Source organism: Shewanella morhuae, assembly GCF_003028295.1.
Taxonomy (GTDB): Bacteria; Pseudomonadota; Gammaproteobacteria; order Enterobacterales; family Shewanellaceae; genus Shewanella; species Shewanella morhuae.
Genome location: NZ_CM009684.1, coordinates 47,422 through 67,695 on the forward strand (window position 1 = coordinate 47,422; position 20,274 = coordinate 67,695).

At 48.6% G+C, this 20,274-nt stretch carries 20 protein-coding genes; all 20 read left to right on the plus strand.

Features of this window, described 5'->3' with window-relative positions:
• Nucleotides 1–13 precede the first annotated feature (13 nt).
• The 20 genes from traE to C9I43_RS00320 are packed head-to-tail and all read left to right on the plus strand — an operon-like array spanning nt 14 to nt 20,240.
• Entirely contained in the window at nt 14–580 is a 567-nt protein-coding gene (traE, locus tag C9I43_RS00230; RefSeq protein WP_012197903.1) for a type IV conjugative transfer system protein TraE, read from the plus strand.
• Nucleotides 580–1,398: a type-F conjugative transfer system secretin TraK gene (traK, locus tag C9I43_RS00235; RefSeq protein ID WP_006087324.1), complete on the plus strand. Its 819-nt coding sequence runs from the start codon at nt 580–582 to the stop codon at nt 1,396–1,398. The genes traE and traK overlap by 1 nt, the downstream gene beginning before the upstream one ends.
• Nucleotides 1,395–2,921: a TrbI/VirB10 family protein gene (locus C9I43_RS00240; protein WP_107881357.1), complete on the plus strand. Its 1,527-nt coding sequence runs from the start codon at nt 1,395–1,397 to the stop codon at nt 2,919–2,921. The genes traK and C9I43_RS00240 overlap by 4 nt, the downstream gene beginning before the upstream one ends.
• 20 nt (nt 2,922–2,941) lie before the next feature.
• Nucleotides 2,942–3,397 (plus strand): type IV conjugative transfer system lipoprotein TraV, encoded by a 456-nt coding sequence (traV, locus tag C9I43_RS00245; RefSeq protein ID WP_048908698.1) that lies wholly within the window; start codon nt 2,942–2,944, stop codon nt 3,395–3,397.
• A gap of 3 nt (nt 3,398–3,400) precedes the next feature.
• The gene (gene traC, locus C9I43_RS00250; protein ID WP_012197900.1) at nt 3,401–5,989 is read left to right on the plus strand and encodes a type IV secretion system protein TraC; all 2,589 of its coding nucleotides are present in this window, start codon (nt 3,401–3,403) and stop codon (nt 5,987–5,989) included.
• Nucleotide 5,990: 1 nt separating this feature from the next.
• Nucleotides 5,991–6,362, plus strand: a complete 372-nt coding sequence (locus C9I43_RS00255) for a TrbI F-type domain-containing protein (protein ID WP_107881359.1) — start codon at nt 5,991–5,993, stop codon at nt 6,360–6,362.
• Entirely contained in the window at nt 6,359–7,060 is a 702-nt protein-coding gene (gene traW, locus C9I43_RS00260) for a type-F conjugative transfer system protein TraW (RefSeq protein ID WP_107881361.1), read from the plus strand. Before C9I43_RS00255 ends, traW begins: the two co-directional genes overlap by 4 nt.
• Entirely contained in the window at nt 7,047–8,051 is a 1,005-nt protein-coding gene (traU, locus tag C9I43_RS00265) for a conjugal transfer pilus assembly protein TraU (RefSeq protein WP_107881363.1), read from the plus strand. Before traW ends, traU begins: the two co-directional genes overlap by 14 nt.
• Before the next feature lie 22 nt (nt 8,052–8,073).
• Nucleotides 8,074–8,814, plus strand: coding sequence for a type-F conjugative transfer system pilin assembly protein TrbC (gene trbC, locus C9I43_RS00270; protein WP_012197896.1), 741 nt, complete (start codon nt 8,074–8,076; stop codon nt 8,812–8,814).
• Nucleotides 8,811–10,628, plus strand: coding sequence for a type-F conjugative transfer system mating-pair stabilization protein TraN (gene traN / locus C9I43_RS00275; RefSeq protein WP_107881365.1), 1,818 nt, complete (start codon nt 8,811–8,813; stop codon nt 10,626–10,628). Before trbC ends, traN begins: the two co-directional genes overlap by 4 nt.
• Nucleotides 10,625–11,500, plus strand: a complete 876-nt coding sequence (traF, locus tag C9I43_RS00280; protein WP_107881367.1) for a type-F conjugative transfer system pilin assembly protein TraF — start codon at nt 10,625–10,627, stop codon at nt 11,498–11,500. Before traN ends, traF begins: the two co-directional genes overlap by 4 nt.
• Nucleotides 11,501–11,514: 14 nt before the next feature.
• The gene (trbB, locus tag C9I43_RS00285) at nt 11,515–11,952 is read left to right on the plus strand and encodes a type-F conjugative transfer system pilin assembly thiol-disulfide isomerase TrbB (protein ID WP_012197893.1); all 438 of its coding nucleotides are present in this window, start codon (nt 11,515–11,517) and stop codon (nt 11,950–11,952) included.
• 10 nt (nt 11,953–11,962) lie between these two features.
• Nucleotides 11,963–12,139, plus strand: a complete 177-nt coding sequence (locus C9I43_RS18845; protein ID WP_181317828.1) for a hypothetical protein — start codon at nt 11,963–11,965, stop codon at nt 12,137–12,139.
• The gene (locus C9I43_RS00290) at nt 12,136–13,524 is read left to right on the plus strand and encodes a conjugal transfer protein TraH (RefSeq protein WP_107881369.1); all 1,389 of its coding nucleotides are present in this window, start codon (nt 12,136–12,138) and stop codon (nt 13,522–13,524) included. The genes C9I43_RS18845 and C9I43_RS00290 overlap by 4 nt, the downstream gene beginning before the upstream one ends.
• Nucleotides 13,525–13,526: 2 nt before the next feature.
• Nucleotides 13,527–16,346, plus strand: a complete 2,820-nt coding sequence (gene traG / locus C9I43_RS00295) for a conjugal transfer mating-pair stabilization protein TraG (protein WP_107881371.1) — start codon at nt 13,527–13,529, stop codon at nt 16,344–16,346.
• 37 nt (nt 16,347–16,383) lie between these two features.
• On the plus strand, nt 16,384–16,917 hold the full coding sequence (locus tag C9I43_RS00300; protein WP_012197959.1) for a hypothetical protein: 534 nt from the start codon (nt 16,384–16,386) through the stop codon (nt 16,915–16,917).
• Between the two features lie 2 nt (nt 16,918–16,919).
• On the plus strand, nt 16,920–17,615 hold the full coding sequence (locus C9I43_RS00305) for an excalibur calcium-binding domain-containing protein (RefSeq protein ID WP_107881373.1): 696 nt from the start codon (nt 16,920–16,922) through the stop codon (nt 17,613–17,615).
• A 19-nt stretch (nt 17,616–17,634) separates the two neighbouring features.
• Complete coding sequence (gene traD / locus C9I43_RS00310) at nt 17,635–19,758, plus strand: type IV conjugative transfer system coupling protein TraD (protein ID WP_107881375.1); 2,124 nt, start codon at nt 17,635–17,637, stop codon at nt 19,756–19,758.
• Between the two features lie 27 nt (nt 19,759–19,785).
• On the plus strand, nt 19,786–20,064 hold the full coding sequence (locus C9I43_RS00315) for a hypothetical protein (protein WP_107881377.1): 279 nt from the start codon (nt 19,786–19,788) through the stop codon (nt 20,062–20,064).
• Nucleotides 20,061–20,240, plus strand: a complete 180-nt coding sequence (locus C9I43_RS00320) for a thyroid hormone receptor interactor 11-like protein (protein WP_107881379.1) — start codon at nt 20,061–20,063, stop codon at nt 20,238–20,240. Before C9I43_RS00315 ends, C9I43_RS00320 begins: the two co-directional genes overlap by 4 nt.
• The last annotated feature ends 34 nt before the right edge of the window (nt 20,241–20,274 follow it).

Below are 20,274 nucleotides of genomic sequence, written 5' to 3' on the forward strand. Positions count from 1 at the left end.
CTAAGGATGCCCCATGTTACAAAAGAACAAGATCGACTTTATTCGCATTGCCAAATCCCTCAACACACTTCTGTTAATCGGCTTTACCATAGCCATGATCAGTAACACGGTCCTAGCAAGTATTGTATGGAAGGCCTACTTCAATAAAAGCCGCACCGTTGTGCCACCGACCATCAGCGCAGCCTTTACCGTATCAGACACCTCTATAGACGAACCGTATTTACAGCAAATGGCCGAATACTTTGCCTTTCTAAAACTCAATGTCACGCCCGCTTCGGTAGACCATCAGTACAAACAGCTAGCAACGTATATCGATGAAGCTGATTGGCATCAGATGCAACCTTTACTGGTTGAAGATGCAGCCATGATTAAAAAACAAAACATCAGCAGTCACTTCACCATCAATGAAACCCAAATAGCCCTTGATGATCGTCTCGTCAAAATAACGGGCACGTTAAACAAATATGTGGGCAAACGCGCGCTAGAACCCGAAACCATTAGCTACATCATTGCCATGAATTATGACCATGGCCAACTGTCGCTCAAAGCCATTAAGAAAGTGCAAAAGGACGTTAAATAATGAAGATTGCTAACCCACTTGTTTTCGCAGCCTGCGCGCTTTTTCCTATGAGCGTGTTAGCGGCAAATACGCCCCCAAAACACTACGGATTCAATGACAGTGAAACGGTTCCTATTGAGCTGTCGAGTGTTGATATCAACCGCTTAGTCGTTGAAGGTGACAAAATCACCTCGATTGATTGTCCAGAAGGATTTTGCGTTGTCACTGGCACGAAATCGGATAAATCCGGTGCAGCGCGCGTTAACCTCAATTTGGCCATGCCATTCACAGCCTATGTATCAACAGAAAAGGGCAGACATTTCGGCTTATTCATCAGCCCTAAAGCCATTCCTGCCGTGACCTCTATCTTCACTGCAGAACATTATCGCGAAGAACAACCCTCCGTTTTCGATAAGAAAACCCCTTATCCAACCATGATGACCGAGTTCACCGCGCAAATGATCCGCTACCTCGCCACAGGCAAACCGATTGACGGTTATCGTGTGCATGTCGTCAATGATGACCTTGAACGCACCACGGTAGACAGTGAGCCGAGAGGCACGGAAACATCTATCGATGACGCGATGTTTACTCGCTTAAATGAGCAACAAATGCCTAAACCAGCAGGACTAACAACAGAACCTGCTTTCGTGTTCACTGGTAAGCATTTCAACGGCATCATTTATCGCGTAACAAACCACGCAGCACTCCCAGTCACCCTCACCACAGCGCAGTTCTACTCACCAACGACGCGAGCCGCAGCCTTATCAACCTATGAATTAGCACCACAACAAACAGGCCACCTGTTTGTTGTCTCGGGCGGGGAGAGCATGCAATGAAGCAACTCCTAGACTACTTCAAAAAGGACCCCGAAGCCGACTTTGAGCAAGGCAGTGCGTTAAATGAAGCCAATAAAAAACGCAATTGGGTGATTGCAGGTGTGGGGGCAACGGTACTCGGTGCCCTCTATTTAGCGGGCGACGCCTATATGTCTGCCCCTAAACGTGCCCCCGAAACCGCAGCGGGCAATCCTATCGATTTTGGTGCCGTGATTGATAAAGATTTCACCGAGAAAGACAATCAGTCTGCGCTCACCGCACAACAAATTGCCTTAGATAAGCAGCAGAAAGCGATTGATAAAATACTGAGCAGCATGCAAGCCATTGAGCGCAATAATGAAGCTAATCGCCTTGATTTAAAACGTAATTTAGAGACATTCCAACTAACCATCACTGAAAGAATTGATGATAAGATTAATGCCGCTACCGCAAATGCAATGCAGCATAGCAATGTCACCGATGAATTTTCGACAGAGGGCATCGATGCATCTGCCTATCCCGTTAGGCAAAGCACACGCTACTTAGGTGAACAAACGCTGCCGCCACGCCCGAGCGTGGGTGACGGACAAAGCGGGTATGCTGCCCCCTATCAAGGCGGCGCTATCCCGCCACCTGCAACCCAAAATGGCATCGATTCCTTTGCATTAAATTGGGAAACGCCAGAAGAAAACCTGCCAAAAAAACGCACCCCTGAGAACTATGTTCCTGCAGGTACGTTTGTAACGGCTGTGGTTACGGGCGGCGCAGATGCCAATGCGGGAGTGAATGGCCAAGGCGATACGGTGCCGATGGTATTCCAAACCACTAACCAAGGTGTACTGCCTAACGGCAAGCCCTCAAAGCTCAATAACTGCACGGTTCTCGGTGCAGCTTACGGGGAAATCTCATCGAGTCGCGGCATTGTGCGCACCACTCGCCTCAGCTGTATTTTTGAAGATGAAATCATCGACATTCCAGTCGAGGCGACCGTATTTAACTATGGCCGCAATGGCATTCGCGGTACTGCCATTATGAAGAACGGCAAAATCGTTCAAATGGCGGGCATTAGCGGCATTTTGACGGGCATTGGTGAGACAGGTAAAGCACTGAGCCAAACCACATCGAACTCCGCGCTAGGGTCAACTTCAAGCGTCAATGGGGCCGATGCACTGCTCAACTTAGCTGGCAGTGCCAGTTCAAGCGTGGGTAGCAAGCTTGCTGATTACTACATCAAATTAGCTGAGCAATACCACCCGATTATTGAGCTAAATCCGGGCAATACCGTCAACATCGTGTTTTTGAAAGGCTTCCCACTCGATCCGGTTGGCATTCAAGAATACGAAGAAGCGTTAGCGCAACAAGCCCAAAATCCTGTCAGTGCCACAGCGCAAATCCTCAACACTATCAGCAACCCACTTTTAGAACAGATGCCAGGGAATATTAAGCCGCAGGCCCAAGGCGCAAACACGCCTACACCACAGCAGCAATATAACCAACAAGGCCAACGCCCCCCAGTTAACTCAGCCTTTGGCCGTGCGAATTAATTCATTTAAGGAGTGACATTTTGAACCCAATCATGAGCAAAAATGCATTACGTAACACCGGTATTATCGCACTGGCTTCATGGCTATTAAGTGGCTGTGCAGCAGGGCTGGATGGTGACTATTCCTGCGATAAGGTGGGTGGCATCAATGGCTGTACCAATATGATGGAAGTGAGGCAACTTACCGACAGTGGTGTGTTCAATCAGCCACAAGCACAAAGCCCTGCGGTGACGGCCTTAAGCGGCCAAAGCACAACTGCACTTCCCAAGCTCGCGAGCCAACAACAAGACTTTATCCCATTGCCACGCCGCGACCGCCACGGTGTACCGCTGCGCACCTCTGAGTCAGTCCAAAAAGTAACCATCTTCCCGTATCTCAATGAGCAAGGTGATTACGTTGATACCAGCGATGTCTACATCGTGGTCGATAAGAGCCGTTGGACGGGTAGACCTGCCAAATACATCAAGCAGGATTAAGCCATGAAACAACGTATTAAAGACGATCTCGGCGCACTCTATGCCAGCAGCAAACAGCAGCACAACCATCTGCATCATGAATTGCCCTATCGCATTTATGATGATGCCGAACAAGTATTTGAAAATGCCAATACGCTTGGTTTTGGCTTTGCCATTTCGCTGTTTGGCGGGGCTAATGACGACTTGATCAAAACCATGAACGCCTTGGTGTGCACACTGCCAGAGGGCGACAAATGGCACTATCAATTCGTCATGGTGGGTAACAACCAAGTCGGTGAACTCATCGAGCAAAATCAAGCGCTGCTCAGTGGTCGCAATGCCATTTGCGATAAATTTGCTAATAATGAAGCTATCTATGCCAAACACAGTTCGACCAAAGGCTTTGGCACCAAGCTCAGCAGCGCATACCACTACGATTTAAAGAACACCAAAGGGTTTTTCTTTGTTTCAACCACCGAGGACATGCCTGCACTGCTGGATATGCGTCTTGGCGTTGAGTCAGAACTGGCGCAAACAGGCATGCACATTCGCCGCTTAGGCGCTGACGATCTGATTGAGCATTGCCGCGAACACTTAAATTTTTCGCATCAACAAGATCGCGTCACGCCCGCTAAATATAACGAGTATCAACCTCTCAACACCCAAATTCTCAGCCCTGACAGTGAGTTCATCATTAATCGTGATTCGGTCAATATCCGTCACACACCGATGCAATCCGACAACAGTGTCGATACCACCCTAATCAATCTAGGGCTTAAAGGGCTGCCGAACGACTTTAGGCTATATGCGTTTCCCAACTGTATTGCATCACTCAGTTACACCATGAACAGTGTTCAATGCCCTTACCGTGTCAGCGTGTCGTTTTATATTAATAAAACGGGTGAGCAAACAACCCGTAACGACAGCAAAATTGGCTCACTAACCAAAACGGTCAACTCCCCTATGCGGTTGTTGATCCCCAGTGCCGCGGATGAACTGGCTGAACGCAAGGAGATACAAAAAGGACTCAGCTCACACGCTTTTAAAATCACCACCATGACATTGAATGTCACCCTGTATACGACAGAAGAGAAGCACCGCCACGACACCTCAAAGGCGATTGCGACATTTCGCACGGCAGGCATTGATTTAATCCGAAACAATAAACTGCAAGGCATGTGCACACTGTCCACCCTCCCGTTCTCAATGAGCGAAGGCTTTATGAAAGACAGCCAAAAAGCGGGCCTGTGTTTCATGATGAAAACCTCAAACTTGGTGAATTTCTTACCGATTGTTGCAGACTACAAACGCTTATCAGCAGGGTTACTCTTGCCAACAATGCGCCATCAAATTAGCTATTTCGATCCGTTTAACTGCGGCAGTGATAACTACAACATGGCGATTACGGGCGGCTCAGGGGCAGGGAAGTCATTCTTCATGCAAGCCTTAGTAAAATCGATTTTTGCCAAAGGGGGCAAGGCATGGATTCTTGACAAGGGTCAGAGTTACAAAAAACTCACTCAAACATTAGGCGGCGTCTATCTCGATAGTTCGCAGATTTTCCTAAACCCGTTTACCCACTTAGGCAAAGTTTTAAGCGTGCGGGATGCGGGTACTTTTGGCCCAATCCTCGATGATGAAGGTCAAGCCATTGATCCCATCACCGAAGTGTTGGGAAACATCACCGCGCTTATCGCCACCATGGCATCACCTGATGAAAAGCTCACCGGATTTCAGACGGCATTACTCGGCGATGCTATTTTGCTGGCATGGCAAAAATGCGGTAACGACACGCTGATTGACGATGTGCAAAAGGCACTCTATGACATTGCCGCGCAAAAAAATGACGATACCCGTATCAGTGATATCGCTGCGCAATTAAACAAGTTCTGTTCAAGCGGTATTCATGGCGCGATTTTCAATAAGCCCTCGATGCTCGATCCCAATATCGATATCACCACGCTTGAACTCGATGGATTTAAAGGCGAGCTACAACGTCCAGTGATTTTCGCGTTGATGGTGACGATTAGCCAACAAATGTACTTATCGGGCCAACGTTCTATTCCGAAAATCTGTGTGATTGAAGAAGCGTGGTCGCTCATGAGCGGCGCGAATGCGCAAAGTAAGGATTTCATCAACGAAGGTTATCGCACAGTGCGTAAGTTCGGCGGCAGCTTTGCCACAGTAACGCAAGGCATGAACGACTTCTTTGCCAACGCCGAGGCCGAAGCGGCACTGAACAGTTCAGATATTCATATCACATTACGACAAGGTGATGGCTTTGGGGATTTCTTGAACAAGCATCCTGACCACTTCTCGCCCTTCGAGCAACACATGATCAAGTCATTCCCCCGCGCCAATGATGCGGGTCATTCCTGCGTCATGCTCAAAGCGGGCGGGCTAGTGTCCTTTCACCGGATTTTTGCCGATCCATGGTCGCGCGCCATGCTCTCAACCGAGCCGAAAGAATTTGAGCATTGTGAGAACCTTATTAAAGGCGGCATGCCGTTACTCGATGCCATTGAACTGACAGCCCAACATTTCTATCCCGATGATATGGCCCGTTTTGATGCCATTTTGTCCGCAGCAGCAACCCACAAAGAGGCCGCATAAAATGGAAAAAAACCTTATTCAAGCCTTTTTATGGCTGGTGACGCTGGGCGTCATGATCACCCTATGGGTGACGCGCGAACCCAGAGTTGTCGAGTATGACATTAACGAAACCGTGGCCAGCTTTCACCAATCTATCGGTCAAAGCGAGCTATCCGACGAACAACGCGAAAAAGAAATCACTCGATTTACCCAAACTCTGGACGATGTGGTGCAGCAATACGCCATTGATAACCATGTAGTAGTGTTAGTCAGCCCCGCCGTCGTCAGTGGCGCCGTGAATGTCACTCAAGAAATTCAGCAGTCACTACTGCAAACCCTTCATGCGCAAAACAAGGCGAACCGCGCCCAAGCGAGCGAGGTCACGCCTAAATGAATAAATTCGCGCTACTGATGCTGACGCTATGCCCACTATTGCCGCTCAAGGCTGCGTCTATCGGCACCGTGGGGCAAGTGTTCCCCATTGCTGAAATTGACATGCTGCAGTGGATTGAAAACCGTCTGCAAACCTTTGAAAAAACGGGTGAGCTAGACAGTATGCGCGAGCAATTCCAAGAGAATGTCAAAGCGGGTGTAAAGCGCCCTCGTCCGGTGGGGCTCATTACCACTAAAACCCCAGAGGTGTTTTTAGTCGATCCCACCTTAACGCTGGCCAAAGATATCAATGATGCTAATGGCAATCTGATTTATCCCAAAGGCACACGGGTTAATCCATTTGATACCAAGACATGGCCCGCCCTACAAAAAGCAAACGTCGGCAAGTTTGAGTTCAGTAAAACGCTGGTGTTTTTTGATGGGGATGATGTGCAGCAAGTGTTATGGGCCAAAGAGTTTGCAACAACCCATGAAAAGCAACACATCAAATGGATTTTAACGGGCGGCGAACCCGAAACACTGCATGCCCAATTAGATGCGCGCGTTTACTTTGACCAGCAAGGAAACCTCAGCCGCGCCTTAACACTTAAGCGCGTTCCAAGTGTCGTGAAGCAAGAGGGCGTGATGTGGCAAGTGCGCGAAGTGGATGTGTCCAATTTCCCTGTATTCATGGAGGAAACAAACAATGCGACACATTAAACTCGCGTGGCTATCTTTATTGATGGGTCTAATTCCCGCACAAGCCAACGCACAGGCCGCCTGTACGGGCACGTTCGTTAACCCGATGACCGACATTTGTTGGTCGTGTATCTTCCCGATGACCATTGGCAGTGTGCCTATTATTCCTGGGAGCCTACCCGATACGCGCAACCCCGTATCACCCATTTCATTTTGTCCCAAACCGCCGCCTATTTTTATGCAAATTGGCTTGAATATCGGCTACTGGGAGCCTGATACCTTAGTGGACGTGACGCGCGTCCCTTACTGCATGGTCAACATGGGCATGAAACTCGACATGAGTAATTCCCCCCAAATTGGCGGTCGCGTCACAAGTCGCGATAACGATGCCAGTGATGGCGCGTTTTATCATGGGCACTGGTACAAATACCCTGTGATCTATTGGCTGCAAATTATGCAAAGCGCAGCCTGTATGGCCACGGACAATTTTGATATCGCCTATTTAACAGAGATAGATCCACTGTGGGATGACGATGAGTTGTCTTTTATCCTCAATCCCGAAGCCATTTTATTTGGCAATTTAGTGTCACAACTCGCCTGTGCAACCGAAGCCGTGGCCACCTCAACTAACAGCATATTGCCTTTTGATTTTCTGTTTTGGTGTATGGGCTCACAAGGCAGTGCCTACCCCCTGACTGGCACCACCAATTACCGCGACACGCCCATTCAGGCGGGTACGTTGATTTTAGAGCGCCTGAACTACAAATTGCATCGCCAAGGCATCGTTTGGGAATCCCACGGTGAAGATGGCGCGATTTGTTATCAAACGCCGATGCCCCTCATGCCCAAATCCCGCTATCGCTATCAAATGACCAACACCATACCCGATGCGCTTTGGGGACACCCGTACACCACCACAACGGTGATCTGGGAAAGTGGCCACGACAACCCTGTGTCGGGTGACAACTTTGGTTTTATCAACTTCAAAAAACGCAATTGCGTGTTTTTGTGACCAATAAGGAGAGGGATTTTCGATGAAAAAGTTTGAGACCAAATTACCAACAACATATACCGCTTTATGCACAAAAATTGTGGATAACAGCCTATTTTCACATTCATTTAAAGGCTTAGCCCTGCTCGTGAGTTTATGGTGCCTTGGATCAATTTCACAGGTGTTCGCCCAAACGGATTACAGTATTGACGAATTAAAAGCGCTGTCGATGCGAGAACGCCACACATTACCCCCACTGAACGTAGACCAAGCCGCACTGTTTGATAAAGCTCGTCAGTTCGAAGCGCAAAGCAAAGGCCAATTAGACAACGCGCTATCACCATTGCTCGATGCAAAGCCCAACCCCAGTGCCGATGCTAATGGTGTGATGGTATTTGTGTCATTGGGTATGCCTGCCACCAGTTTGCAGCAATTGCTCATGCAAAGCGCAGACTTACAAGTGCCACTCATTGTGCGCGGTGTACTGCCACAAGGCTTTACCGCCACTGTTAAACAGATGAATCACCTCATCGATAACAAAGGTAAAACCATACAGAGCGGGTTTGCCATCAATCCCCAGTGGTTTACGCAATTCGGCATTACCCAAGTACCCGCCTTTGTTGCGGTAAGACCCAACAAATGTCAGGCAAAACAGCCCTGCAGTACCGATGACTTTGACGTGATTTACGGCAACGTTTCGTTGTATGACGCGCTGAACTTACTTGCACAACACGGCAGCATTCCCGATGTGGCAGCAAAGACATTAGCAAAGGGGGCGAAATGACTCAGTTGAATAATGCCTTAATCCTAAGTGCCATCCTCACATTGAGCGCCGCCTTGCCAGTTGTTGCGACAAACAGCGAAAAAGACTATCGCAACAATGTGCAGTGGGCCAAAGACAGTATCAAGCAGAATCAGAACAAAGCGGGTTACACCGATTTTGACGTTAACAGCTTATGCAAAGATGCGACATGTCAGCAAGAAGTCGCCAATCCGAGCGAAAGCCGTTACTACAACAACCCAAGCGCCATGGACAGTGCCAAAATGCAAGGCATGAGCACGGATGGTCAAGCCCAAGCCGTGACGAGCGGCTTTAACAAGGGACGCCCGACTATCGATGAAAACGATCCGGCATACCATACCGCCGTTGGCTATCAAAATGATGCTTACAATATCAGCCACGGCATTTCATCTAAATATCATGACTGTGAAAAAGGGCTCGTTTGTGAAGTCGATTCTCAGCCACGTTCTTGCACGTTGCCCACCAATAATCCGGTGCAATGCTACCTAACACCCTTTGTCAAAAGCACGTCAACGCGTGAAAAAGAGCACTCATTCCGGTTGTCAGGTAAGCCGCCATTTACCATTACACTGCCTAATCCCAACGCTGAAATTAAACGGATACGATTCAACGGCGATTACTCAAGTTGGGGTGGCGCGACAAAACTTGAAATCAAACTTAATGACATCTATATCGGCCACATTCCTTCACAACGCGCCGCTGGTGACTGCATTGTAAATGGCTTTTGTCCCTCAAGTGTCAACGCCACCTTAAGCACTGATAACTATCAAGGCGGTACATCACCACTTACAGTCAATATTGGCACTATTCTGGGTGGTACATGGGATTGGGCTTTTTACCTCCCAATCGAAAATCTACCGATCACATTCGTGACAACAGAAAGCGACGTTGAAATTGGCTACAACAACAGTTGCGGCGCAGTCCTCCCCGAGTGCCAACAAGTCCAATCTCAATGTATTGAAGGTAAAGAAACACGCATGATTAATGGGATCAGCGTGACATTGGATTGCTGGAAAGAACAAACCACCTATCAATGTGCCTTTCCCAATACCTGCACCACCCTCGCAGATTGCAGCATTCAATCAACCAGCTGTGACACCCAACTTGGCGGCGTTTGCATTAAAGATAAACAACAACGCCTATGTGATAAACAGCAATGCCGCGATACGGGCCTTATCTGCGGTGCAGACAGCTTTGCGCTCAGTGGTGACTATTACGATCCTGCGGCCACTCGCAGCACTGACTTTAACCATGCTGCGGCAGGACTGGCCGCCGTCAGTGACGCAGCCGGTGATGTGAAAGACAAAGCCAACATCAACGAAAACAGCGCCATCATTTTCAAAGGCAACATCATGGAATGCAGCGATAAAGCGCTGGGGATAAGCAATTGTTGTCAGGACAGCGGTTGGGGTAACGGCATCGGCTTAACGTCCTGCAGTGAAGAAGAAAAAGCGCTGGGTACCGCAAAAGAGGACAAGCTCACCGTATCACTTGGCCAATACTGTGCTGAGAAAGTGCTTGGCGTGTGTATCCGCAAGAAAAAAGCCTATTGCGCGTTTGATAGCAAACTCGCGCGCATTGTGCAAGTTGAAGGCCGCGCGCAATTGGGCAAAAACTTCGGCAGCGCTAAAAATCCTGATTGCAGCGCCTTTTCACCTAACGAACTGCAACGCATTGATATGTCGTCAATGGACTTTTCTGATTTTTATGAAGACATGTACGACGCCATCGAACTGCCCAGCACAGACGAAATTCAAAAACGCTTACAACAGTCGGTTGGAGGAACCAAACCATGAGGACGTTGTTAAATAACCGCTTACAACATGCCGCAGCATCTCCTTTTTTTCGGTGGTCAAGCCACGCGCCGTTGGCGTGGTTGTCCACAAAAAAAGGGGATGCGGTGGTCAACAAGCGCAGCGCGTTAGTGCTCCTTATGCTGACAACGTTTTGCCTCGGCGCAAACGCCACGGATGCACAAGGCTGGCGCTGGTATAACGAACCGACCGCCCCCAAGAAGCAAGCACCTAAAAAGGCCGAAACGCCAAGCGTCACACTCACGCGCACCAAAACGCTGACGCCCACCGAGCAGATGGATTGGTTTCACAGCTACTACCAAGACACGCTCAATGACGCCGCGATAAACAGCCAAGACAGCACGAAAGTGGAAAAGGCCATGCTGCTTAATCAGTACGTCAGTAATAAATCCTCAGAGTTTGGAATGACCTTTAAAAAGGTCCTGCTAGATAACCCTGAGCTGTCTTACACCAAAGACAGGCCAACGGAACAAGCGGCAAGAAGCACCTATTTATCATTAGAGCGCAACAAGAAGATGCGCGCAGTACGCAGCCTTGCCGATGCGGGATGGGGGCTGTTCTTTGTCTACAAAGGCCAAGAAGAAATTGATATTGCGCTAGCGCCCAGCGTGCAGCAGTTCGCAACGCAACATGGCATTGAGCTACTTGGCGTCACGCTCGATGGTGTCGCACTGCCAGCCATCGTGCAGAACCGCCAAAACGACCAGCACATAAACGTCCCGTTTAGTCCCGCACTCGTGTTAGTTAATCCTGGCACGGGGGAAATGAAACCGCTCGCTTATGGCTTTATCTCTCAAGACGATTTACTTGGCCGCTTCCTGAACGTGGCCACCGATTTCGCCCCTGACTTTTAAACGGAAAAATACCCATGAAACGCATCATCACTGTAATGTTAATGACTCTTCTATTCTCTTTCAACGCAAAGGCGACCCCCATGGGGGCGGCTGTTGCCGCCAATCCGAATGATTACGCGTTAGTGTTTTTCTTTCGCTCTGATTGCCCGTTTTGCCACAAGTTCGCCCCGAAACTGAAACAGCTTGCGGCGCAAACAGGCACCTATACCTATGCCTTTTCGCTCGACAACCAAGGGATAGCAGGCTTTGAAGTGCCTATTCCTTCCACGCCAGACATTGCCGCCACCTTCTTTGAGAATCCGCGCAGCGTGACAGTGCCTGCCACATTTTTAATCAACGTCAATACCCGTAAGTTTGTCCGTTTAACCGTCGGTGATGTGACGCCCTCGCAGCTTCAACAAAGTTACCTTCAATCCCTCAATGACCCACAAGTCATTGCAAGCATGCGTTAGGAGCAATCTCATGGACACGATGTTAATCATCAATATTTTACTGGCCTTAGCCATTTATAAATTCGTACTCGTCCCCGTGCATGCATTGTTAAGTGCCGTTTGCTTGCGTGCGCTACGCGCACTAAACCCGCGCCATAACGGCAACATAAGCGGCAGCATAAGCGGCAATACAGGGAGTAAATCATGAAACGCTTAGCACTGACACGCACACTACTGGGCGTCACTATTTCATGCTTGCTGACAACCCACGCGCATAGTGCGGGGGTTTCTGGTTCGCTAAACGATTTCTTCAATGGCCTAGGCTATGGCACGAACGTGACCAATCCGGGCTCATTCAAAGGCCAAAGCGCCAACTACTACAGCGGCGGCAATCTCTTTGTGCGTAGCCCCATTCGCGACGCACAACTGGTGAGTGTGCAAATGCCCAGCATTGCCGCAGGCTGTGGCGGTATTGATATGTTTATGGGGGGATTCAGCCACATTAACTCTGACGCGCTGGTGCAACAAGGTAAAGCCATCATCGCCAACGCCGCACCGTTCGCCGTCGATTTAGCCCTGCAGACGTGGGCGCCACAAATCAAACAGATTAAGGACACGCTAACGGCCATTGCTGATAAGTACCTCAATCAGTCGATCAATTCTTGCGAGAGTGCCCAAGCGGGCGTCTCGGCGCTGGCGGGGTTTGCGGGTGTAGGCAGTCAAAAATACATTTGTGCCACTATGGGAACACAAAATAATGCCTTTGCAGATTGGGTCTCTGGCCAGCAAGAATGCGGCGCGGGCGGCCAAGCTAATAAGCAGCTCGATAACGCCAAGAAAGATCCCGCACTAAAAGACATGGTGCGCAAAAACACCAACATCGTCTGGGCCGCCATTTTAAAAAACACCTTCCTTGCCAGCGATCCCACCTTGGCAGAATTTCTCATGTCGATTTCAGGCACGTATATTTATGACGCGACCGGCAATGCGCGCGGCTATGGCTCACTGCTGACCGACAACAATAACCTGATTAATAGTCTATTAGAAGGCGGCAAAGCCGAAACCTATCAGTGCACCAATAAAGCGATTGACCAATGTCTTGCACCGACACAACAAACGATCACGATCCAAAGTAACCACGGCCTGCAATACCGCGTTGAAACCTTACTCAGAGGTATCGCCAGCAAGATGCAAAACGACCAGCCACTCACAGATAACGACAAGTCGCTGCTCGAATACACCACACTGCCCATCATGACCTTTTTACGTACCGAATTGGAGGCAGGACTTGCGCCCCAAACCAATACTTACGCCAAAATCATCAGCGTACAGTTTATTACCCTCTATCTGCAAAACATGCTGTCGATTGTAAAATCCTCTATCACTGCCACGAACAATGATCCCAAAGACATTGATCGTATCGAGCGAGACATTATCAACGCCAACCGCTTTTTAGAAGGACTCACCGCTAAAGCTCAAAATGAGGCCGTATCGCAGCACCAGCTCATTATGCAAAACCAGCAAATCAAACAGCAAATAACGGGCGCCATGAGCGCTAAAGCTAAGGCCAACTTGAATTTTGGGGAGCGATAACCATGGCAGTTGAGATTTTCACCTACAGCAACGGTGACGTGGCCAAGCAAGTGATGAATGCCATTGCCGTGCTGTTCAAGTCCGATTCATTTGCCAGCATGATAAGCATCTGTGCACTGTTTGCCGTTGTGGCCACCGCGCTGCACTTTTTCATCAAGCGTGACCATAACGCGATTATGAAATGGTGCGCGGTTTACTTTGCCGTGCCATTGCTTGCCATGAACACCACCGCCACAGTGCAAATTACCGATTTAACCAATCCGACGGGTAACTATCGCGTGGACAATGTGCCCGCGATTGTGGCGTTTCCGGCCTCATGGGCATCGCATTATATGTATGCCACCACCCAAACGGTGGAAGATATTTTTCACGTACCGGATGATCAACAATACAGTAAAACAGGCATGATGTTTGGCTCTGAACTGTACAAGTTATCCAGACAAAGCGAGATAGAAAACACCCAACTTAAAGGCTATTGGCAGCACTACATCAGCAGTTGTATTCGCGGAGATATGCTACTCAATAATAAATACACATGGCGAGATTTAGCCAGTGCGCCGGATATTTGGGACTTTCTAGCGACTCACAACCCTTCGCCGCTACGGGCGATTCAAATGGGTCCTAATGACTATCCTACCTGCAAAGAAGCCCTTCCGCGCCTCAAGCTGCTATTCCAAGCAGACAGCGCAAAAAGCATCAAGTTACTGGGCAGTTGGATTTATGGTGAAAAGGCTACAAGCCAACAAAGCTTTTTGAATACCAGCATCAGCAGTGGTTATCAAAAGTACGCCAATATCAGTCAAAGCGCGTCGCAAATCACGCTGCAAAACATGACGATTAACGCCCTGCGAAATGGCCTTGCAGATGATGCAGCGGTGAGCAACAACACCGCCGCCGCATTCAACTACGCCTATACGCAAAACAAAATGCAAACCACATCGATGTGGGCGGGAATGGCTCTGCAGGCGCGCGAATTTTTGCCCATGCTGCAATCGATTTTGTTTTTGCTGTTTAGCTCTGTCGCCTTTTTAGTGGTGGCGATTGCCATGATCCCCTCACTCACGTTTCAAGTGCTCGGCAACTATTTCAAAGGCTTTATCTACCTTGGCACATGGCCGGTGATGTTTGCCCTCATTAACTTCATCATGACCACGCGCTTATCCCTTAATGCCACCGAAATCACTAACATTTATGGCGGTATCACGTTAAGCAACGTTGATCCCTTACAAGAAATGCACTCCCGCTATGCCGCCATGACAGGCTTTTTAATGATGAGCGTACCGACATTAATTGTCCCGCTCATTATGAAAGGCGGCGCGTCAGTAATGAGCAGTATGTCGCATCAGTTCGCGGGCATGATGAGCAGTGTTAACGCGCGCACCTCTGCGAGTGCGGCAAGTGGTGATATCAATTTGGGTAACGCTCAGGTGGATAACTACAGCTACAACAACACCAACGGCAATAAAATCGACACCACTGGCGTTGAACGTATTCACGGCAACACCAAGCAAGATGCAACCGGTTATGAAACCACGACCTTTGATGATGGCAAACAAGTCATTAGTGGCCAAAATGCTTTAAGTCGTAGCTTGCCGGTGAACATCAGCGGCAGTGACGTGGTGACAAACTCGGCCTCGCAATCTGCCTCAAACGCGATCAGTGCCAGTCAATCTACCGGAGAACAACTCAACCAAACCACAAGCGCAATCCAAAACCAGAGCAGTAACTTAAGTCATGGATTGAATAAAACCAGCAGCTATGGCAGCAACAGCAGTACCAGCGAGGCTGGCAACCACCGTAAATCCGTTGCGGATCTCAGTAGCCTTGTCGAGTCTTACGGCAAAGAATTTGGCAGAACTAAAGATGAGGCATGGAATGATGCAATACGGATGAACGCCGATGCCAAAATGGGGGTCACTGTAGGCACGCCGGGCAAAGGATTGTTTGGCTCTGGCGCTTCTGCGGAAGCCAGCACAGGGACGTCAGCGTCTGCCGATGAATCAAACAGCACTCGCCTAAGTGACAGTGAACGCGTGAGTCGCCTACAAAGCTATCAAGAGCAGTTTAGTAGCAATATCGATAAAGTGAAGAGCTACAGCTCAGGTGAGCAAAGCAGTAATACGCACGCAAAATCGGACAGTGAAATGCAAAGTTTCGTTGATAGCATTAATCAATCTGAATCCCTTGCCAAAACCCAACACGCCCAGCTCACCGAAGCCCAAAGTTATACCGACCTCGCCAATAATGTCAAAAGTGGCTCAATCAGTATTGGGCGTGACTTTAATCAAGACTTTGTTGATTACGTAGGAAATGCAAGAAAGCAAGAAGGTGATGCCATGGACGTGATCAAGGGGCAAACACCAGAAATGCAGCAAGAGCGTAACCAACTCGCAGCCGAGTTTGTTAACAGTCCCGAAGTCAAAGCGATGGTAGAGCAATACAAAAACCATGAATTACCGCAAAACCGCGATGACATTATTCAGACTCAGGAGCGTTACGCCGCTGACATTGATGTCAATAAACAGCAATCACCACAGTATGCCCCTGCGCCGCTCAATGACAGCCTCTATCAAACGGGTGAATTTGAGCGCATCCAAGGCCATGCCGCACAAGGCAACACGGAAATCATGCAAGACGTCTGGAGTGCAGAGAGTAAACACGTTCCCGCCAATCTGCCCACCATCGATAGAGAGCAAGCGCGAGCCGAAGCCGAAGCGGCACACGCCCTTGTTCAAATACCACAGGATAATCGAAGTGACGATGAAAAAATGGCCGAAACAGTGCGTCAATCAAGTCCCTTTAATACAGGACCAAAAATGTGATAATAGCCATGACTTTCAATCACAAAGAGATAATCTCATGAACATCATTAAAACAGGTGCACTGTTGCTGTGCTTATTAAGCCCCTTGGCGCAGGCTGAAACCACCCTGTTTGGCCTCACCTTGGGCAAATCCACGAGGCAAGAGGTTGAGCAAACCTACACCCTCCAATACAAAAATACCCAATCAAGTTTACCTGATAGCTGGAATTATTATCGGGTTGATGGCAAGCAGTTTAATGAGCCGCTGCTTAAGCATGCCACCCTCTATTTTGATGACGCTCAAACATTAGGAACCATCCGGTTTACCTTCCCGAGCTCCTTAGAAAAGTATAAGGCGCTAGAAGAACAACTTAGCCGCCAATACCCACGCATAAAAATGGCCCCCTTCGTATCGGAGCCATTACGCCTCGATAAAGCCGAGTTTCAAAATGACACCACCCATGTGCTACTGGAATACAGCTATTACGGCACTTACTTAGACTTTACCGATCTTAAGTATCACGCCGCCGCCCAAAAACGCCTCGCTGAAAAGAAAGCCCTCGAAGCCAACAAACCGAAAAAGGAACCCTAGACGTGACCTTAAAACATGACACTCCCCCCACTCAAGGGGGGGTAAAAACCATTTACCGCGCCAATCGATCTATTATCCATTGGACGATACTTGGCATTATGGTGATGACAGCACTGTTGTGTTGGCTACTCCTTGGTAAAGACACCTTACTGGGGGCGTATTATTACGCACTATATAGTGGACGCGCGTTATTGCAGCCAGCCGCAACGATGGTGCAAACACACTGGCAAGGCGTGATATACACCAGCACGCTAGGCGAGCAAGTACATAACTCCGTCTTGACGGATATGTTTACCTTATTCACCACATGGTTTGCCATCATCTTCGGGGCTTGCACCACCCTAGGGTTGATTTTCATGGCGACCGATCCACGCTTTCGAGTTAAAGGAAAACCATTATCGATACAGAATCGCACCCTTGTATCAGTTGGTTTATTGCTTGCCTTTTACTCCACGTTGACGACGGTGTGGCAACCGAGCTACCCACCCGTGCTCACCACTTTTGCCACCAAGCACCTCGTCACACAAACACCCCTTACCTCGACGCCAAAGCAAACCGCCTTTCATTGTGATGGCCGCACACATTGCAGCCAAATGAACTCAAGAGCAGAAGCAGTGTATTTCATTAACCATTGTCCCAACACCAAAATGGATGGCGACAATAACGGCATTCCTTGTGAAAACGACAGTCGCTGGTAGTAGGTAAGGAACCTTAATCATGACCTTAAACCCCAAACGTACTAAAGGCAGTAACTACACCCGTGGTGGCCAGATTTTATTTCACAATTTGCGGATGTTTCTGCAGATTAACGCCGTGCTTATCCGCTGGACGTGTTATGGCGTGCTCATCTTAACAGCGCTGCTATGCTATCTCTTCCTTGATAAAGACACCTTAACGAGCGCTTATTATTATTGGATAAACCAAACGGTTAGCGTGTTTAGACCAGAAAGCCATGTCATGCAAACTGAATGGCAAGGCACTGTCTATACCAGTACGTTAGGGTCTCAATTGCAAAACCCAATACTGATTGCGGCCAACAGCCGCTTTTGGTTGTGGACACAAATTTATCTCCTTATAAGCTGTGTGATTGGCATCGTTTTTCTGTCCGTGGCCATGTGGTATTTCAAGAAAAAAGGGGACGAGCAAACCGAGGAACACTTTATTCGGGGGATGCAAAAAGCCACGCCGAAGGAATTAGCAAAACAGCTTAAAAAGGACAAGCGCCAGTCCGATTTCAAGCTCGATGGCATCGGTATTTTCAAAGAACGCTTTGAAGTACAGCACTTGTTACTCGATGGCACCACGGGCGCGGGAAAGTCCGTGGCGCTGCGTAAGTTTTTAACGTGGATACGTGAACGGGGCGACAAAGCCATTATCTATGACAAAGGCTGTACCTTTGTCAGCAAGTTCTATAATCCGGCAACGGACGTACTACTAAACCCGTTTGATGAACGCTGTGCTTACTGGGATGTGTGGTGTGATGCGCATGAACCATCAGATTTTGAGAACATGGCAAGCGCGCTCATTCCTCAACATGGCGAGGGCGATCCATTTTGGGTGCAATCTGCTCGCACCATTTTTTCATCTACTGCATTTAAGATGCAAGATGAACCTAAAAAGAACCAAACCACAGAACGACTGCTTGAACTCATGCTGACTAGCGAGCTTGAGTCCTTAAGTGAATACTTAAAAGGGACCGAATCGGCTTCACTGGTATCAGATAAAATCCAAAAAACGGCGATATCGATTAAATCGGTCCTCGCGGCCTACATCAAATCACTGCGATTCCTTGCCGGACTTGATGAGAAGAACGAACAGGGAAAACTCCTTCGCCGCAAATTTTCAATTCGTGAGTGGGTGAAAAACGATGCCGAAAATGGCTTTCTATTTCTATCCAGTAACGCACAGCAACATGCATCATTGCGCCCCTTGATCTCAATGTGGTTATCCATTGCATCGACCGCCATTTTAGAACAAGACGAAGATCCGGACCGCAGAATTTGGGTGTTGATGGATGAAGCACCAAGCTTGCACAAGTTACCTGAACTTGCCGAAACAATCGCAGAAGTGCGTAAGTTCGGCGGCTGTTATGTCATAGGCATTCAGTCATTCGCGCAGCTTAAAAAAGTCTATGGCGAAAATGCGGCACTTGAAATGTTCGACTTGCTCAACACTCGCTTATTTTTCCGCTCACCCTCTAACGAAATGGCCAAAATCTCGTCTCACGATTTAGGCGAGCAAGAAGTTGATGTCTCTAAAGAGCAATACAGCTACGGCGCAAATGAAATCAGGGATGGCGTATCACTGGGCCATCAAACCATTACCCGCCCTGTGGTCACGCCCTCTGAAATCATGCAGCTTGAAGATTTACAATTTTGGCTGCGCACGCCTGGCAATTATCCCGTGGTAAGAGTGGATTTAGAGTTTAACCAAATGCGCTCACTGTGCGCCCCGTTTATCAAACGTAACTACACCCCGTCTGAAAACATAAAGCAGATTGAATGGAGTCTGAACTATCACCAGTTCAGTGCGGTTCAACACGTCGATAAAGCGGATAAAACCAAGCTCCAAAGCATTCATGACACCATGTATGAAGGGGATGAAAACAATGATGAACGCAGCGCGGAAGCGCAGCGCATGACCAAACTTGCTGAAAAAACCGATGCGGTCGCCCAAAGCCTCATCGATGCGAAAAAGGCCAAGCCGACTGAGTTAGCACTCAAGGATGCGCAGAAGAAAAAAGCCGCTGAAAAACAAAAGGCCAATGACCAGCACATTGAGGATGCACAGCGACTTGAAGAGCTGCAAATCGTGTCTGTAGAAGACGCAGAAATTGGTTAACAGGTCTCAAACAAAAAGGAAAAACGTATGAATGCGACGGTAATTAATCCCATAACAGCACTTGAAGAAGCCTATCTAAGTCAGCTTGAACATCCTGAGGTGAAAAAGGCACTGCTTCGACGTGAGGCCGCCCAAGCAAAGCACGATAGCGTCAGTCGAAAATTGGCTGATGGTTCATCGGTAGTGTCCCTCAATGACCTCTCGTTTTGGGAAAGCGAGGTTGTAGCCGCTAAAGCAGAGCTAGAGAAATTCCTGATATCCCCGCCCTACGGCGAAATCGCTAAACGAAAGGAGCTAAAACGATGACCTCATTCAACGCCACGACACGAGCGCCCGAATTGTCGGCGAAAAAGCCCTCACGTAAAGCCTCTAAAAATGACCATGAACGGATGAATGTCATGCGTCGAATTGAAGCCATCGCGGAACTCAAAGCGCTGGGCTTCACGTCTGGCGAAATCAAAGCCCAACTCGACTCAGAATAAACCTACCGGATTAGTTCACCTCGCGCCCCGCGCG

Excerpts from the sequence above, each read along its gene's own strand:
- traG (WP_107881371.1), top strand. The coding sequence starts at position 13,527 with ATGGCAGTTGAGATTTTCACCTACAGCAACGGTGACGTGGCCAAGCAA.
- traD (WP_107881375.1), top strand. The coding sequence starts at position 17,635 with ATGACCTTAAACCCCAAACGTACTAAAGGCAGTAACTACACCCGTGGT.
- C9I43_RS00240 (WP_107881357.1), top strand. The coding sequence starts at position 1,395 with ATGAAGCAACTCCTAGACTACTTCAAAAAGGACCCCGAAGCCGACTTT.
- C9I43_RS00320 (WP_107881379.1), top strand. The coding sequence starts at position 20,061 with ATGACCTCATTCAACGCCACGACACGAGCGCCCGAATTGTCGGCGAAA.
- C9I43_RS00300 (WP_012197959.1), top strand. The coding sequence starts at position 16,384 with ATGAACATCATTAAAACAGGTGCACTGTTGCTGTGCTTATTAAGCCCC.
- traN (WP_107881365.1), top strand. The coding sequence starts at position 8,811 with ATGACTCAGTTGAATAATGCCTTAATCCTAAGTGCCATCCTCACATTG.
- C9I43_RS00315 (WP_107881377.1), top strand. The coding sequence starts at position 19,786 with ATGAATGCGACGGTAATTAATCCCATAACAGCACTTGAAGAAGCCTAT.
- traC (WP_012197900.1), top strand. The coding sequence starts at position 3,401 with ATGAAACAACGTATTAAAGACGATCTCGGCGCACTCTATGCCAGCAGC.
- traF (WP_107881367.1), top strand. The coding sequence starts at position 10,625 with ATGAGGACGTTGTTAAATAACCGCTTACAACATGCCGCAGCATCTCCT.
- C9I43_RS00290 (WP_107881369.1), top strand. The coding sequence starts at position 12,136 with ATGAAACGCTTAGCACTGACACGCACACTACTGGGCGTCACTATTTCA.
- C9I43_RS00255 (WP_107881359.1), top strand. The coding sequence starts at position 5,991 with ATGGAAAAAAACCTTATTCAAGCCTTTTTATGGCTGGTGACGCTGGGC.
- trbC (WP_012197896.1), top strand. The coding sequence starts at position 8,074 with ATGAAAAAGTTTGAGACCAAATTACCAACAACATATACCGCTTTATGC.
- C9I43_RS18845 (WP_181317828.1), top strand. The coding sequence starts at position 11,963 with ATGGACACGATGTTAATCATCAATATTTTACTGGCCTTAGCCATTTAT.
- traE (WP_012197903.1), top strand. The coding sequence starts at position 14 with ATGTTACAAAAGAACAAGATCGACTTTATTCGCATTGCCAAATCCCTC.
- traK (WP_006087324.1), top strand. The coding sequence starts at position 580 with ATGAAGATTGCTAACCCACTTGTTTTCGCAGCCTGCGCGCTTTTTCCT.
- traU (WP_107881363.1), top strand. The coding sequence starts at position 7,047 with ATGCGACACATTAAACTCGCGTGGCTATCTTTATTGATGGGTCTAATT.
- trbB (WP_012197893.1), top strand. The coding sequence starts at position 11,515 with ATGAAACGCATCATCACTGTAATGTTAATGACTCTTCTATTCTCTTTC.
- traW (WP_107881361.1), top strand. The coding sequence starts at position 6,359 with ATGAATAAATTCGCGCTACTGATGCTGACGCTATGCCCACTATTGCCG.